Source organism: Gimesia chilikensis (genome assembly GCF_008329715.1).
Lineage (GTDB): Bacteria > Planctomycetota > Planctomycetia > Planctomycetales > Planctomycetaceae > Gimesia > Gimesia chilikensis.
Genome location: NZ_VTSR01000032.1, coordinates 600,989 through 617,301, shown reverse-complemented (window position 1 = coordinate 617,301; position 16,313 = coordinate 600,989). Strand labels below are relative to the sequence as shown.

The 16,313-nt window shown below is 53.1% G+C and carries 8 protein-coding genes and 1 tRNA gene; 5 read left to right on the top strand and 4 right to left on the bottom strand.

Annotated elements, in window-relative coordinates; genetic code table 11:
* Positions 1 to 271 precede the first annotated feature (271 nt).
* Positions 272 to 4,960: an outer membrane protein assembly factor BamB family protein gene (locus FYZ48_RS27255; RefSeq protein WP_149345640.1), complete on the top strand. Its 4,689-nt coding sequence runs from the start codon at positions 272 to 274 to the stop codon at positions 4,958 to 4,960.
* 139 nt (positions 4,961 to 5,099) lie between these two features.
* A tRNA-Gly gene (locus FYZ48_RS27250) sits at positions 5,100 to 5,170 on the top strand.
* Positions 5,171 to 5,222: 52 nt separating this feature from the next.
* Here FYZ48_RS27250 and FYZ48_RS27245 read toward each other — a convergent pair.
* The 4 genes from FYZ48_RS27245 to purD form a co-directional block, all read right to left on the bottom strand.
* The gene (locus tag FYZ48_RS27245) at positions 5,223 to 6,761 is read right to left on the bottom strand and encodes an FAD-dependent oxidoreductase (RefSeq protein ID WP_187782251.1); all 1,539 of its coding nucleotides are present in this window, start codon (positions 6,759 to 6,761) and stop codon (positions 5,223 to 5,225) included.
* 55 nt (positions 6,762 to 6,816) lie between these two features.
* On the bottom strand, positions 6,817 to 8,472 hold the full coding sequence (locus FYZ48_RS27240; RefSeq protein WP_145039846.1) for a glycine--tRNA ligase: 1,656 nt from the start codon (positions 8,470 to 8,472) through the stop codon (positions 6,817 to 6,819).
* Between the two features lie 93 nt (positions 8,473 to 8,565).
* Positions 8,566 to 9,321 (bottom strand): 2-phosphosulfolactate phosphatase, encoded by a 756-nt coding sequence (locus tag FYZ48_RS27235; protein ID WP_149345639.1) that lies wholly within the window; start codon positions 9,319 to 9,321, stop codon positions 8,566 to 8,568.
* A gap of 45 nt (positions 9,322 to 9,366) precedes the next feature.
* Positions 9,367 to 10,647: a phosphoribosylamine--glycine ligase gene (gene purD, locus FYZ48_RS27230; RefSeq protein WP_390625145.1), complete on the bottom strand. Its 1,281-nt coding sequence runs from the start codon at positions 10,645 to 10,647 to the stop codon at positions 9,367 to 9,369.
* A 568-nt stretch (positions 10,648 to 11,215) separates the two neighbouring features.
* On the opposite strand from purD, the gene FYZ48_RS27225 reads away from it, so the two are divergent.
* From FYZ48_RS27225 to FYZ48_RS27215, 3 genes are all read left to right on the top strand, one after another.
* Positions 11,216 to 12,229, top strand: a complete 1,014-nt coding sequence (locus FYZ48_RS27225) for an aspartate-semialdehyde dehydrogenase (protein ID WP_145039837.1) — start codon at positions 11,216 to 11,218, stop codon at positions 12,227 to 12,229.
* A gap of 91 nt (positions 12,230 to 12,320) precedes the next feature.
* The gene (gene lysA, locus FYZ48_RS27220) at positions 12,321 to 13,592 is read left to right on the top strand and encodes a diaminopimelate decarboxylase (RefSeq protein WP_149345637.1); all 1,272 of its coding nucleotides are present in this window, start codon (positions 12,321 to 12,323) and stop codon (positions 13,590 to 13,592) included.
* 417 nt (positions 13,593 to 14,009) lie between these two features.
* Entirely contained in the window at positions 14,010 to 16,253 is a 2,244-nt protein-coding gene (locus FYZ48_RS27215; RefSeq protein WP_149345636.1) for a HEAT repeat domain-containing protein, read from the top strand.
* Positions 16,254 to 16,313 lie beyond the last annotated feature (60 nt).

The window sequence follows — 16,313 nt, the reverse complement described above, 5'->3', positions numbered from 1 at the left end:
TGATCTCAGCATTTTCCAGATGTCATAGTAACTCACAGTTCAATTCATTCTATTCTCAATCATTCCATAAATGAATGTCAATTCAACAATAAACTAACCTAAGTTATTTCCCTCGCAGTGATTTGTGTTCATTTTCTTCCGCAATCTGAGGCGACACCCTCGAAAGTAGTCTGTCTGTAACTCAAAGGATTGTGCTATAATGGTGTCATCTGTAATCACAGACGCGCTTTGACACTGGCATCTGTTTTTGCCCCCGAGGAGAATTTGCAGGATGAAACGAATCAATCCTCCATTCTCAGGGCGTTCTCCCCTGAAGAGTGTCACTGCCAGACTGCTTTCAGCAGTCGCCCTCCTGTTGATCGGGCCTTGTACGTATCTTCTCTCACAAGATGAACCAGCCCGACAGCTCCTGCTGGCGTTTCTGGATCCTCCTGAACAGGCCGTTCCTGAACAAAGCGAACCTGACCCCGACGCAATCTCCGAAGATCGGGAAGCCTTGATTCACCGGATCTACCGAAATCGAAGTCTGCGGACGCAGTTCGAACGTGCAGAACAGAAATTCAACGAACGGGAATTCACCGAGGGAGCCCTGCAACTGGAAAAGCTGCTCGACCATCAGGAAGACTATTTTTTCTGGCCCGATGATGCGAAACACCCGTTCAATTTTCGTAAACGGACTCGGGAACTGCTTTCCACTGCCAATCCCCGGGACCTCGCCGATTATGAACGTATCTCAGGTCCTCAGGCCAATGGGATGCTGGAAGAGGCACGAGAGTCAGACGATCTGCGCCTCTTTGAACAGGTCGCCTTACGCTTTTATCCCCTCCGGGCCGGATTTGAAGCCATCGATTATCTGGGGACCCGGCATCTGGAGCAGGGAAATTTCGAGTTTGCTTCACGCTACTGGGATCTGCTTCTGGAGAGCCGCATCCATCAGTCCCGCATGAAACCAGTTCACTTTCTCAAAGCAGCAGTCGCTTACCAGCAATCAGACCAACCGAAAAAGGTCACTCGAATTCTGTCCCGTAAAAGTAAAGCTGAGGTTACTCTGGGCGGCGTGACATACCGCTTACCGCAGGCGATGGAACGACTCGCTCTGAACCTGCAAAACAGTCCACGCAGACCCGCCGATCGTGGCTGGTTGATCTCCCAGGGGAACTCGCAACGAAACCAGTCTGTTGAATCGAGCGTTCCTTACTTTAAGGCCAACTGGAGCCAACCGATTGCGCGAACTGAAAAATATCGTGCACTCGAGTATCTGATTAACTGGGAGCGAAAGCAGCAGCGTGAGAACCAGTCGACCGCTGTCGCGAATGTTCCGATTGCGGTCGATAATCTGATTATCTATCGTGATTTTAAAGGGGTTAGAGCCGTTGATATCGATTCAGGTGAGACTGCCTGGTTGTTTCAGAGCGCCGGCAGCCTCAACCAGTTGATCGATCAGGTCGACGAACGCACGCCCGGTCATGCCGCGTATTCACAAAATCTGTCGCTGGAGAAATTCTACGCCTGTAACTCGATTTACGGCACGCTTTCCAGCAACGGTCAGGCAGTTTTTGCCGTGGACTACATTCCCGACCAACTCCCTCCAGTCGAGAGAAACCTGGGACTGCGTCGCAATACGACACATTTCCCCCTGGTCTCACAAAAGGGTAATCGACTGGTAGCACTCCCCGTCAAACGAAAGCCGACTGCAGCCGATGGGTTAACTGCAATTCGGGCCCCCTCAGAAGATCCTCAACCAGAAACCACGTTTCCGGTGAAACCACTGTGGAGCATTTCCGGCTATTATTTCCTCGGTGCGCCGCTACCGGTTGGAAACTATCTGTATGCGATCGCCGAGCATAACAGCCAGCTCTCTGTGCTCTGTATCAATCCACACGACGGCTCGATTTTCTGGAAACAGGGGCTGGCTTACGTCGATCAGCCGATTTATTCAGATCGTGAACGTTCATGGCAACAGGCACCGCTGGCCTCTAGCGAGGGGATCATTGTCTGTACAACACAGATCGATACCGTAGTCGCGTTGGATGCTACAAACGGCGACCTGCTCTGGAGCTATTATTACGGTGAAGGGGATAACTCCCGACGGATCGCTCAGAAACGCTATTATCGCCCGGTGAGTTTCGGACACCCCGGACTCACAAGCGCCCCGGTGATCTCCGGCAACCGTGTCTTCTACCTTCCCAGTGGCTCCCCCTACATTCACTGTATTGACCTGCAAACAGGACTCCCCCTGTGGGAAGAAGTCAATCGCGAGGATGGCGAACTGATCGCTGCCGTAGTCGATGAGACTGTGCTGGTGCTCGGGGCTGACTACTGCCGCGGTCGGCATATCGAGGATGGTCGAGAGCTCTGGCATCTGCAGGTAGGACCAGTTTCCGGCATCGGTTTTCTTTCTCAGGAGAACTACCTGCTGCCGACCAGAGCAGGGCATGTGCTCAAAATCCATGTTCCGACCGGAAAGGAATCGGGCTTCTCCCTCAGCAATACGAATCAGATTTCAAGTATCTTGAACCACGAGTTTAAACAGGACCTGCAAGAGGGCGCAGCCTATGCATATGAGGTCGTCAAGCGAAATGGGGAGCCATCTCCTTCGGAGCAGAAACAGTATGACTGGGCTCCCGGAAATATCATCGCCCATCGTGGGCGGATTATTTCACTGGGTCTCTGGCAGATTGATGCGTTCCCCCAGGCCGAAGCGATGCTGGCCAGCCTGCCTGACAATCAGCAGTCGCTATCTCCTCAACAGAAACAGATCGACCAACTGCTCAAAGCCGAACTCGAACTCGCTCTGGGGAACCTGACCGGCGCCCAGCATCGCCTGGAGTCTCTTCTATCCAACCAGGCAGTCCCAGACATCCAGAATCGTTCCACGGCCCTGTTGCGGGAACTGCTCTATGCGGAACTCAATCGTGGTGGTCAGAGTGAAGCGGAACTCCTGGGCAAGCTGGAGTCGCTGGCCCAGACACCTCTGGAACGGGGACGCTTCCTGTCTCGTAAGTCGAAGTATCTGCTGGAACAGGAGGATTACCATGGACTGATGCAGGTCGCTGAGGACTTCAAAAAAATTGAGGTCAATCAGCCACTGGCCATGGCGGGAGACACACATCATCTGGTCACCGTACAAAGCCTGATCGCGGGGCTGATGCAGCGGATCGCAGACAAGGCAGATCAGAATGACCAGGCAACACTGAACTCCATTATTGTCGAAGATCAACAGACAGCTTTACAGGGAGCAAACATCTCAGAACTGCAGGCTTTTCTCGACACCTACGGCAGCTGGTCACAGGCAGTAGCAGTACGGAGTACACTGGCCCAAAAAATGATGCAGTCCGGACAGATTCAACAGGCGGAATTTCTACTGATGCAGAACCATGCCGATGCGAATCCCCATGTTGCCGCGGAAGCGGCCCGGCAGTTGCTTGAGCTTTGGGAAGCAGTTGGTCTGCCTCATGAGGCGGCGGGACTCCTGAAAGAGCTCAATGAAAAGTATGCGAACATCCCGCTGGAGAATGGACAGACCGGAGCAGAATATGTCGCGCGTTATGACCGAGGGTCTGCTGCCTGGTCGATCTATCAGGCCATGCAACCTTCGAGAGATAACGTAACCCGGGTTAATATTCGTCAAAGTGACGTCGCTGCCCCCGCGCCGCAAATCGCGGCTACCTACAGAAACTATGAACGAAAGTTTCTGCCGCCACCAGAGATCTCACAGTTGTTATTGAAACAGGGATCCCTGCTGACCGTGGTTAATCGGCACGCCGGTCAATCGATCGGCCAGGTAAAAGTCTCTGACCGGATTTCCTATCCCTATCATTCGCGAAATACGCGTGTGGGTCATTTTATTCCCCTGGGAAGTAGTCATAAAATTCATGGTGTTTCACTGCTACAGCTGGAAGATGATGTTTCAGAGCCCCTCTGGACTACCGAATTCGATGATCTGAATAACTCACAATCGCTGTTTTATGTCGGTCCCTCCGGACCTCGCGTCTGTGTCTTTCAGTGGGGCAACCGTCTGTTCGGTCTGAATCCTGCGAATGGAAAAGTGCTCTGGGAACGGAAGAACATTCCTTCCAAATCCGGCTTCCTCAGTGATTCCAGCAAGGGGCTTGTCGGAGATCAGGAAGCGATCGTCGCTTTCAGTATCAACCGAACGAATTACGATGTTTACAGCGCCATCACCGGAGAACGGATTCGCCAGGGAGAACTTGAGCTCAACAGCCGCATTCGACACGTATTTGGTCGCAAGCTGTTTTATGAAACGACTTCCACGACCGAAAAGCGAGTCCGCCTCTGGGATCCGTTGACTGATCGACTGCTTCTCGATGAGCCGGTGGACAACTCCGGTTTCTCTACTCAGATCTCCGATACCGAGCTGGCGATTCTGCTGCCTCCGAACCGGCTGCGAGTTCTGAATGTGGAAACAGGCGAGACCATGATCGAGACTGAGATCCCTGATGAATATCTCAAAAACCTCAACAAGTTCATCGGGTTTTCCGACCACGGACGCTATTACTTCAATTTCTCTTACACCACGCCGCGTCGTCGCACACCGCAGAATGATTTCTTCATCAGTGACTCATTCCTGAATGTCGTGCACATCGATAATGATCTACTGAGTATCGACAAGCAGTCCGGCAATATCCTCTGGAACCGCAATCTGCCTAAACGCTCGTGGATCGATACTTCTCAGTATGAGTTGCCTTTCCTGATCTTCATGAGCAAGATCCGTACGGAATCCCGGACCCGGAGTTATTCCTTCCTGTTCGAAATTCTTGACGCTCGGACAGGCAAGACCATTGGCTTCAAAGATAACATCCTCAAGGATACGATTTTGCAGATGCAGATCGACCCGCGTTTACGGAAGATTATCCTGCAGGGGATGCACAGTGCCGTGGAAATTGATTACCAGAACCCAACCCGGGGACTGGAGAATCTGCTGGACTCTCCGTTGTAACAGAGGCTGAATGCAGGCCGCCGTCAAAAGCCCTGTTTTCGGAACCTGTGGCTGGGAAATTCAGGAATACCGGAGCCTCAATCATCCGGATGCTTGACCCGAACCTCACTCCCGTTTAGTCTGTCATAATCTTGAATTCGCGGCTGTCGTATAATGGTATTACCCCAGCTTCCCAAGCTGGTGACGAGGGTTCGATTCCCTTCAGCCGCTTTGCTCTACTTCGTTGACAGACTCAGGTACTCTACGAAAGCTCGCTTAGCTACTAGCTTTTTACCTGCTGCTGATCTTCCCCGCGGATCTGTGCCAGCTGTTTGGAAACGGCAGAGAAGGGGACCTCGTGAGGCATTTTGTCTGAAGTCGCCGCCACTGCTGAAGCGACTCCGGCTGCTTCTCCCATCGCGACCGCATTCCCGGTGACCCGGTAACTGCTGTGCGCGATAAAGTCACCGCTGATGCAGCGTCCAGCCATCATCAGGCCGTTGACATCCCGGGCGATCAGAGCCCGTAACGGAATGTCGTAGGGTTTTGATTTGAATGGTTTCTTTTCAATCGCCTTAGTTTTACCCGGGTTGGTGGAATGCACGTCGATCCCAAATCGGACATGACAGATTGCGTCATCAAAGCGGGCACCGTTTTTCAGATCTTCACTCGAAACATAGTAACGTCCCAGAATGCGACGTCCTTCGCGCGTTCCGATCTGTTCTGCCGTCGCGATAATCTCAAGGTTTGTCCAGGGATCCCCCAACTTCTTGAGACTGTTAACCAGCTTGTGTACTTCTCGACGCGCCTGCAGGGTTGCGTCGGTAACGTGAGCAGCATCGATCGAAAGTGTTCCATATTCGTGGTTGGCCATCATCGCAAACAGGCCGTCCCGCACCCGGAAAATTGTCGGTCCACCATAAGAGGGATCCACACCAGCCCGCTGAAACTCTGCCAGCAGATTCTTCTTGGGATTCCCCAGTTTGCGGGGTTCTGCATCGCCGCGGACAAACTGGGCAATCCCGTCTGTCGTTACGCCGGTCAGCAATACCATCAGACTCATCGGCTGGGTGAGCCCGGTACCGGGCTGCCCGAACTCATAGCCACAGCCGGCCTGAGCTGCCATATCACCGTCACCGGTACAGTCAATGAATGACTTCGCCCGCCAGGCCTGTCGACCCGACTTCGATTCAGTGACAATTACCGACAGACGATTGTTGATGTCTGTCACAGCCCCAACCACGCGGGTATGCAGCTGAATCTTGACTCCCGCTTCCAGCAGCATGTCTTCGAGCAGGAGCTTGGTTTTTTCGGTGTCGTAGGCGACCGACCCGTTATTTAAGACGTTGCTTGCATCACGTTCTTCGAGTTTTTCCAGAATCTCATGCATGATGCCCGGCTTCTTCTGAGCATCGATAATCAGCGTCAACGCACCAGCGGTCCAGACACCTCCCACACAACCATTCACTTCCAGCAGTCGCGTTTTGGCTCCGCTGCGTGCTGCTGCCAGGGCGGCGGCAAAACCAGCCGGGCCACCACCACAGACAATCACATCGTCTTCTTCCTGGATGGGAATATTCCGGGCGGCTTCGTGAAACACCTTCCCGTCTGGGGAAACCCAACCGCGAGTACGAACATGTTGCGCGGTGGAATTCCAGACCGATTGCCCGCCTCCATCCAGAATCAGCGTATTTGAGGGACGCGTCACGCCATCGACCAGGGGTTGTTTGTCAGCCGCATTGGCTGTCCCTGTCAGAAAGGCGGCAGTTCCACCGGCCAGATATTTCCCAAAATCGCGGCGGTCTATCTTCTTGTCTGCCATGTCAGGCTCCTCATATATACTGATGTCTGGTTACAGTTAAAACGGGGGCTGGCTCTTAGCCGTGAATGCGCCGTTGAACTTCCGCCACGATATCATCGATGGGAATTCGCTCCTGTTTCAGCGAATCACGATCACGCATGGTCACACAGTTATCCTGTTCGGTATCCCCATCCACTGTCAAGCAGAAAGGTGTTCCGATCTCGTCCTGACGCCGATAACGACGCCCGATGGCTCCCTGTTGATCGTAGACAGCCTGGATACCGGCCTTTTTCAACTTCCCGTAAATGTCGGCAGCAACTTCCGGCATACCCGCCTTTTTAATCAGCGGGAATACAGCTGCTTTCACCGGTGCCAGTTTGGGATGGAACTGCATGACGGTACGAGACTGCATCTCCCCCTTATCATCAGGTTGTTCGTCTTCGTAATACGCTTCACACAGGAACGCCAGAGTGGCCCGGTCGGCCCCTGCAGCCGGTTCAATCACGTGTGGAATGAACCGTTCGCGCGTCTGATCGTCAAAGTAGGTCAGATCTTTCCCGCTCCCCTTGTACTTAGGCTGACCATGCTCGTTCTTTTCAACCACCAGCTGATCGCCTTCTCTTACCAGCTTTCCTTCCATGTGGGAACGCAGGTCGAAATCACCCCGGTGGGCAATCCCTTCCAGTTCTCCATATTCGTTTTCTTCCATGAAGGGGAAGGCGTACTCGACATCCGCCGTCCCGACGGAGTAGTGTGCCAGCTCTTCCTGGGTATGGTCGCGGAGAATCAGATTCTCAGGGTTTATCCCGTGCTGAATGTACCAGTTGTATCTGCGGTCGCGCCAGTACTGATACCATTCGAAAGATTCATCCGGATGACAGAAAAATTCCATTTCCATCTGCTCGAATTCGCGCGAACGGAAGGTGTAGTTCCGCGGCGTGATTTCGTTACGGAAACTCTTTCCGATCTGGGCGATCCCGAATGGCACCTTCACGCGACCACTGTCGACGACGTTCTTAAAGTTCACGAACATCCCCTGTGCGGTTTCCGGACGGAGAAAGGCGGTTCCTTCCTCGCCCGAGAGCGCACCGATGATTGTTTTGAACATCAGGTTGAACTCACGAGGCTCAGTCAGTTCGCCTCCGGTATCAGGACAGCGGGCCTCCAGCTTTCCGGTCGCCGGGATACCGGCATCTGCCAGCATTTTCGCGTATTCCATCAGGTTACAAACCGAAATCTGCGGCTCTTCGCTGTTGGAAAGATTATTGTCTTTCTCATATTCAGCAATTGCTTTTTCCAGCCGCTTGCGCTTGGTTTTAGAGAGACCTTCCTCACCGATGTCCGCCATATAAGTTTCACAGGCGACCGGTTTCTGATCGGAAGCATAAGCGACTGCAACCGAAACATGGTCTACGCGGAAGCGGGCCTTGGACTCTTTAGAGTCCACCATGAAGTCGTGGAACAGATCGAAGTGCCCCGAACTTTTCCAGACGCTGGGATGCATGATAATTGTGGTTTCGACCCCAGTCATACCGAACGGTTTAGGGGCACCTTCGGGCGCGATGAGTTCGTTGTGCGTCGTGATCATATCGGACCACCAGGCTTCACGGACATTCCGCTTGAGTTCGACTCCTAATGGGCCGTAATCCCAGAATCCCTGCAATCCGCCATAGATTTCAGAAGACTGAAAAACAAACCCGCGTCGTTTACACAACGCTACAATCTTTTCCATCTCTTTTTTCATTGATTTGGTCTTTCCATGCTGTCTTATACAGACATACTCAACTTCGGATTAAACAGAAATCGACTCGAAAACCGTATTAGTTCAGCCGGCTGAAAACGTAATCAGGCCGGTCTGGTGATCAAATTCAGGGACTTGTGAAATCAGTCCACGCTGGCAACATAGTTGAATATCCTCTTCAAAGCCACGCCGAATCAGGTTGCGGCCTCCCAGGCTGGCGCGAACTCCCTGTAACAGGCCATCTGGCTGCTGGATCTGTGTCCGGTAATGGTCGATCACGATCCGTGTGGAATCATCTAATACCAGATCCTGCTCGCACTGCTCGACCAGTTCGGATGCAATCGCTCCGGCGCAGAGACAGTCTTCTCCCGTAACGACACCATCCGTTCCGGCACAGACCAGATAGATCAGCCCATCACTCTCTTTGAGAATTTTCAGCAATGCGTCCAGATTGAGAAACGCCCCGATCAGGATTCGTCGCGCCTGGATGGCCCGTTTCAGCGCCCGTGTGCCGTTACTGGTCGTGAAGATAATCTTCCTGTCCTGTACCACTTCAGCAGGATAGCGGGCTGGGGAGTTATCCAGATCGAAGCCTTCTATCTGAATCCCTTTGCGTTCGCCTCCGAGCAGAACCTGCTCGCCTGCAGACCGGAGTTGGTCGGCCAGTTCACGAGCTTCGTCGATTTCCTGACACGGAATGACCGCCTCGGCTCCGGAATTCAGCGCGTAGGTCATAGTGGACGAAGCACGCAGAATATCCAGAATCACAGCGACACTCCCTGAAAACTCTTCAGGTTGTGACAAGACAGGTAAAAAGCAGGTTCGTATCTCAGCAGGCATGGCTCGTACTGTCGGTCGCGCTTTCCTTCAGATGAACAACAGGACTCAGCGAGCCTTGTCGGAAATATCCTTGCGGCACCAGGCACCATCCCAGCGGATGCACTTTACGGCCTGGTAGGCTTTCAGCTTGGCATCGCTGATCGAATCACCAATTGCGGTGACTCCCAGCACACGCCCGCCATCAGTGACAACCTGCTCATCTTTCATGGTTGTCCCTGCATGGAAGACTTTCGTGTCCGCCAGTGCTGCCGCTTCATCCAGTCCGCGAATGACTTTCCCTTTTTGGTAATCACCGGGATAACCTTCGGCGGCCATCACCACGCAAACGGTTGGACGTTCGTCCCACTCCAGTGGCTCGATATCGTCCAGACGCTCTTCCGCGGCTGCGAGCAGGAGTTCTCCCAGATCGGTCTTGAGCCGCATCAGCACCGGTTGTGCTTCGGGATCACCAAATCGCACATTGAATTCCAGAACCTTTGGTCCCTGGTTGGTGATCATCAGACCGGCGTAGAGAATCCCGTTAAAGGGACGATCTTCAATTTTCATGACGTTGACCATCGGCACCAGAATCTTCTCGATGATCTCGCTCATCAATGAATCAGTCACCAGTGGTGCAGGGCTGTAAGCTCCCATGCCGCCTGTATTGGGACCCTTATCTCCATCGTAGGCTGCTTTATGATCCTGAGACGTTTCGAGAGGGATAATCGTCGAACCGCTGACGATCGCCAGAATACTGACTTCCTGGCCAATCAGCTTCTCTTCGATGATGATGGTTTTTCCCGCATCGCCGAACTCTTTGATTTTCATCAGCGACCTGATGGCATCCAGTGCTTCCTGTTTTGTGTCACAGATCAGCACCCCTTTGCCCGCAGCCAGACCGTCTGCCTTAATCACTAGCGGCTGTTCTTCGCGGTCTTCAACAAAGGCTTCGGCCGCCTCAAAGTTATTGAATGTTTCTGATTTCGCAGTAGGAACATTCGCCTTCCACATCATCTGCTTGGCGAACGATTTACTGCCTTCCAGCTCCGCAGCCGCCTTGGAGGGACCAAAGACTGGAATGCCTTCCTTCCGCAGGGCATCTGCCAGACCTGCGACCAGTGGAACTTCGGGGCCGATAATCGCCAGGCCGATGGCTTCTTCCTTCGCAAAGGCGACCATGCGGGGGATATCCGAAACACTGATATCTACATTCGTTCCATCCAGACAGGTGCCTGCATTACCTGGAGCACAAAAGACCTGGGAGACGGATTCGGACTGAGCCAGTTTCCAGACCAGAGCATGTTCCCGACCACCCTGACCAACCACTAACACTTTCATCGTTCTCAATACCTGCTTGTTATTCAACGTCTAAAAATAATCAGGGATCCAGTCCTGCTCTGACTGTCTCCAGCTGAAAGTCACATCCTGGGATCCTCGAAACCACCTCACAAAGGAGAGATGATGACTCTGGTGCCATTGTCAAGATGCGCTCAAAATGAGGGTTTTAACAGCAGTGGAGTATATCAGCACTGTTTTGCCCCTAGTAGCATCGCTTCCCCAAATTTATATTTTGCTCCTAAAAAGCTGCTTTTCTCCAATAAGAGAACTGAGAATCCAATTCGATTCCGCATTAACTTTCTTCAGAAACCGTTTCTCTACTATGTGTACTCAGCCAGCCGTTGGACGAATGCCCCTTCAGTCTCTATAATGGTCCATCCGAAACAGATTCCCTGTTGCGGGCTTCGACCGATCAACGGTCGATGAACCTACGCAACCTGCTGCCTGTCACAGCTGAGGGAGTCATGGTATAACGTACGCAAGCTGAAATTACTCTTATCGTACGATTCCTGCTGAGTATTGACTTAAAGTGAATCAGCAAAAAGACTTTTAACCTTTTTATTCTCTGGAGATTAAAGTGTTTGATACTGTCGCCATCATTGGTGCCACCGGTGCCGTCGGGCACATCATGCGGAAACTGCTGGAAGACCGGAACTTCCAGGCGAAACAATTTCGATTTCTGGCTTCGGCCCGCTCCGCAGGCAAAACACTCGAATTTCAGGGAAAAACATACACTCTGGAAGAACTGACCAAAGATTCTTTTGAGGGAGTCGAGCTGGTCATCGCGTCGACCCCGGATGATGTTGCTGCCGAATTTCTGCCCGCTGCAGTCGAAGCCGGCGCGATCGTCATCGATGAATCGGGTTACTGGCGGATGAAGCCGGAAGTGGCGCTTGTCGTTCCGGAAATCAATCCCGAAGCTGCCCTGGAAGCAAAAGGCATTATCGCCAGCCCCAACTGTTCGACGACTCAGATGGTCATGGCCCTGAAGCCGCTGCACGATGCTTCTCCTGTGAAACGCGTAATCGTCAGCACGTACCAGGCAACCAGTGGAGCAGGGGTTGCCGGCACCAGCGATCTGCTGGAAGGTTCACGCGCCTATCTGGATGAAAAAGACTACGAATATCAGGTCTTTCCTCACCCGATCGCCTTCAATGCGATCCCTCAGATCGGCAGCGAAAAGGAAGACGGCTACACCAGCGAAGAAATGAAGATGGTGTACGAAACCCGTAAAATCCTTGGTGATGAATCCATCCAGGTCAATCCAACCTGCGTCCGGATTCCCGTTGCCAACTGTCACAGCGAAACCATTACGGTCGAAACCGAACGCCCGATTTCACCAGAAGAAGCCCGCAAGCTCTTCTCTGAATTCCCCGGAATCACCGTAGTAGACGACCTGCAGAAACTGGAATACCCGCTCCCTTCGAACTGTGATGGCAGCGATGAAGTCTTTATCGGACGGATCCGCCGCGATATTTCGAATCCGAACGGGCTCTCATTCTGGTGCGTCAGCGATAACCTGCGTAAAGGGGCCGCCACCAATGCGGTTCAAATCGCAGAACTGCTGGCGAAACACAAAGCCTGCACCTAAGCAGGCTTTCCGCCACCTGTTTCGTCTTCGCTGCTTCGCGCGTTGATTTTCTTTCTGTTAACGATGATTTTAGCCTCGTGAAAGTTACGCAATGACCGCCTTTCATTACCAAAACGATGAACTGTTCTGTGAAAATGTCCCTGTTGCCCAACTGGCAGAAGAATTTGGAACTCCGCTCTGGATCTACTCCAAATCGGCTTTCCTGGGGCGGTTAAAAGAGATTCAGGATGCGTTCGCCGAAGTCGATCCGGTCATCTGCTACTCGGTCAAAGCGAACGGTAACCTGAGCATTCTCAAGACCATGAACGACGCCGGCAGCAGTTTCGACGTCGTCTCCGGTGGAGAACTGTTCCGAGTAAAACAGGCTGGAGCAGACACCACACGTGTGGTTTTCGCAGGGGTTGGCAAGACGGACGAAGAAATCCGCCAGGCTCTGCAGGCCGATATTCTGATGTTTGACGTCGAGAGTGAAGCCGAGCTGGATGCGATCGCAGCCATCGCGGGAGAACTGGGCTGCGTCGGCCGGGTCGCGCTGCGTCTCAACCCGGATATCGATGCGAAAACCCACCACAAAACGACCACCGGCAAAAAGGGAAACAAGTTCGGGATGGACATCGAACGGGCCACCGAACTGGCGGATAAGGTACTCAAAGATGATCGTCTCGAACTGACCGGCATCCATATGCACCTCGGTTCGCCGATCCTTTCAACCGATCCTTATGCCAAAGCGGTCAAAAAGGGAGCAGAAGTCATTCAGCAGTTGCGGGATAAAGGCCATAACACCAACTGGATGAATCTGGGTGGTGGTTTTGGGATCAGCTACAAAACAGATGAAGGCCCTTCCGCACAGACTTATGCCGACGTAATCGTTCCCACAATCAAGGAGATCGGCTGTCGTCTGGCTCTGGAACCCGGACGTTTCATCGCCGGAAACTCAGGTATCCTGGTCAGCCAGATCGTCTTCACCAAGCGGGAAGGAGGCAAGCTGTTCTATATCCAGGATGGCGGCATGACCGATCTCGTCCGCCCCGCGATGTATGACTCCTATCATCGCGTCTGGCCCGTCAAACCCAATGTGCCCATGCCCTTTGACTGTGAAGGGGAAATCGCAGGCTGCGAGCCTGCAGACGTCGTGGGTCCGGTTTGCGAGTCCTGCGATTATTTTGCCAAGGACCGCTATCTGCCTCCCATGGAACGGGGCGACTATCTCTGCATGTTCAGCGCGGGTGCGTATGGTTCTGTGATGAGCAGCAACTACAACGCCCGCCCCCGTAGTGCAGAAATTCTGGTGGATGGCAGCGACTATCAGGTCATTCGCCGTCGCGAAACCTACGAAGAGCTGATCGCGCTCGAACAGGCTTAAGCTTCAAATCGGTTCCCCGACTCAACTTCCCAATCTGTTCAGAAGACCAGATTCCGGTGGTCGGGTTATAACAGTTATCGGGTTCATGCCTGCTTTACTGCGCTGAGAGCAGGAAAGCAGGGGGGCTCCGCTTTCTTCGATTGAACCGTTATCGCCGTTAGAAACGATGATACTTGATACAGAAGCTGCCGTGGAGAATATGTCCATACGAATACCAGACAACAGATTTCTGTTAAGAGTCTATTGAAATAATTGAATTATGTTGTTTTGGGTAAGGTGATAAGAATAGTATATTAAAACTGTTACTATCATCTCGCTGAGAGATATTCTATCTATCAGTTCGACAGTGCCTGCTCGGGCCCTGTCCCGATAGCCGCCATGAATAGCCGACAACCACGACGACACGGAGTCGACTGAATGTCTTTAAATAACCGGATCCTGGCATCAATTGCTCTGGTATTTCTCTGCGCTTTGAGTACGCCTTCGTCCGTCTGGTCTCAAGAACCACCACCGGCCACAACTCCTGAAGCAACAACGGCTACCGGCCTGACTGCCGATGATCTGCTGCTCTCCAAGCCTGAGACCCCCGAACAGCTGATGCAGGCTGTGGTCCAGTTGACAGACCTGGGGCATGCGGCTTCCGCCAAAGCGTATCTGGACCAGTTGCTGAAAGGCAATCCAGACGATGAACTGATCCTGAAGCTCCGTGACAAGTACGGTCCTGCTGCTTTTCTTCGCCTGGCTAATAACAAGAAACTGCAACCCGAGTCGATCACCCTGTTAAAGAAAATGGAATCCGCCTTCCGGGCGTATGCCACAGATCCCTCCCGGATCAACTCCCTGATTGATGCACTTTCGGGAACGCCTACGGAACGGGACATTGCCATCATTCAGCTCAAATCGGCAGGTGAGATTGTTGCTCCTCCGATTCTCAAACAATTGAGCCAGAGCCAGGACCCGCAACGAAATGACGAACTGACATTTGCCCTGACTCAGCTTGGTGATCCTGTCGTTCCGCCACTGATCGCCGCTCTGCGGGCACCGCAGGAGAAAATTCGTAAAATCGCAGCAGACGTTCTCGGCGATCTCGCCCGGCCGGTTGACGCCCTCTACCTCTGGAATCCCGCTTTTTCCCAGAGCCAGCCGCAAAACGTTCAAGTGGCTGCCCGCATGGCACTGGCCAAGATCCTGGGTAAGAACCCCCGCAAGACCTATGAGCTGAATCGCCATGAAGCGCAGCTTGTACTGAAAAATGCGGCCCTCAACCTGTACCAGAAACATGAAGCGAAATCAGAAACCCAGTCCATCTGGGTCTGGGACAATGCAGCTCAAACGGTTGTCAAGAAGGAACTCCCCGCCCAGGAAGTCAACCTGATTGAAGGACTCCGACTGGCCAAAGAAGCCCTGGAAATGTCTCCGGACAAACAGGACGTACAAACACTCTATCTGGCAATGGCGCTCGCCCTTGAAGCATACCAGGTTGGCTGGAATCAGCCTTTACCCGAAGGCCCCGGCACGACCTTCAACCTGGCCCTGCTTTCCGGTCCCTCTGCAGTCAGCCGTGTGCTGGCTCTGGCGATGAAACAGGGGCATACTCCCAGTGCTCTCGCCGCCCTCAAGGCTCTGGGGCAGATCGGTTCGCGCACACTGCTGCACGAACAGCTCGACAAGCACTCGTCTCTGATCGCTGCCCTGAATTACCCCGATCGACGGGTACAGTTCGCTGCTGCTACAGCGATTCTGCAGCTTGACCCGGCAAAACCCTTTCCAGGTGCCAACCGGGTAATCAGTATCCTGACCCGCGCTCTGCGAGGCGAAGGGACACAGGCTGCGATTGTGGTCGACAGCAGCATTCCCCGGGGACAGACCATGGCGGGTGTGTTCCACGAGCTGGGATATGAAACCACGCCGGTTCAAACAGGCATGGCCGGTTTCAAAGCCGCCACTGATCGCATGGATGTCGAATTCATCGCGCTGGAGTATAACATTGCACGCTGGGGACTCTCTCAAACCATCGCCAACCTGAGAGCCGATTCCCGGACTGCAAATATCCCAATCATCATCTATGGCCCACTGCGTCTGCAGAATAAGATTGAATACTCGACGCGGTATTATCCGCTGGTCAAGTATATGGTCGAATCAGAAAATACCGACGACATCGGATCGCAACTCAAGCCGTTTCTGGAAGGGCTGAAAACTCCCGAACTGACCGGCGAACTTCGTTCCGAATACCGGGCAGCAGCCTTGTACTGGCTCTCGCATATCGCTTCCAGCCAGCGAACGAATATCTATGATCTGAAACAGGCAGAGCAACCGCTGCTGGACCTGGTTTCCGACCGCAGCCTGGCATCGAACGCGTTGATCACCCTGGGTGGAATTCCTACCCGCACTGCTCAGGAGGACCTCGTGCAGGTCATTACGACTCCGACCTATGAGGCAGATGTACGTGAAATCGCCGCATTACAGCTGGCGTTCCATATCCAGAAGTTTGGACTGATGATCGATACCATGCAGATCTCTGCAGTGCAGAAAGCCTACCAGGCAGCCAAAGATCCCAAGTTGAATACTGCACTGGCTTCCGTGATGGGAACCCTCATGCCGGACAGCAAAGTGGTCGGCGAGCGGCTCCAGAAGTTCCAGCCAGCTGGTGCACTGCCTTAAGCGAGGCTTTTGCAACATCCATAAAAAAACTCCGCAGGCTTTAACGAGCCTGCGGAGTTT

Coding starts and splice junctions, on each gene's coding strand:
- FYZ48_RS27255 (WP_149345640.1), top strand. CDS start 272: ATGAAACGAATCAATCCTCCATTCTCAGGGCGTTCTCCCCTGAAGAGT.
- FYZ48_RS27245 (WP_187782251.1), bottom strand. CDS start 6,761: ATGGCAGACAAGAAGATAGACCGCCGCGATTTTGGGAAATATCTGGCC.
- FYZ48_RS27240 (WP_145039846.1), bottom strand. CDS start 8,472: ATGGAAAAGATTGTAGCGTTGTGTAAACGACGCGGGTTTGTTTTTCAG.
- FYZ48_RS27235 (WP_149345639.1), bottom strand. CDS start 9,321: ATGCCTGCTGAGATACGAACCTGCTTTTTACCTGTCTTGTCACAACCT.
- lysA (WP_149345637.1), top strand. CDS start 12,321: ATGACCGCCTTTCATTACCAAAACGATGAACTGTTCTGTGAAAATGTC.
- FYZ48_RS27215 (WP_149345636.1), top strand. CDS start 14,010: ATGTCTTTAAATAACCGGATCCTGGCATCAATTGCTCTGGTATTTCTC.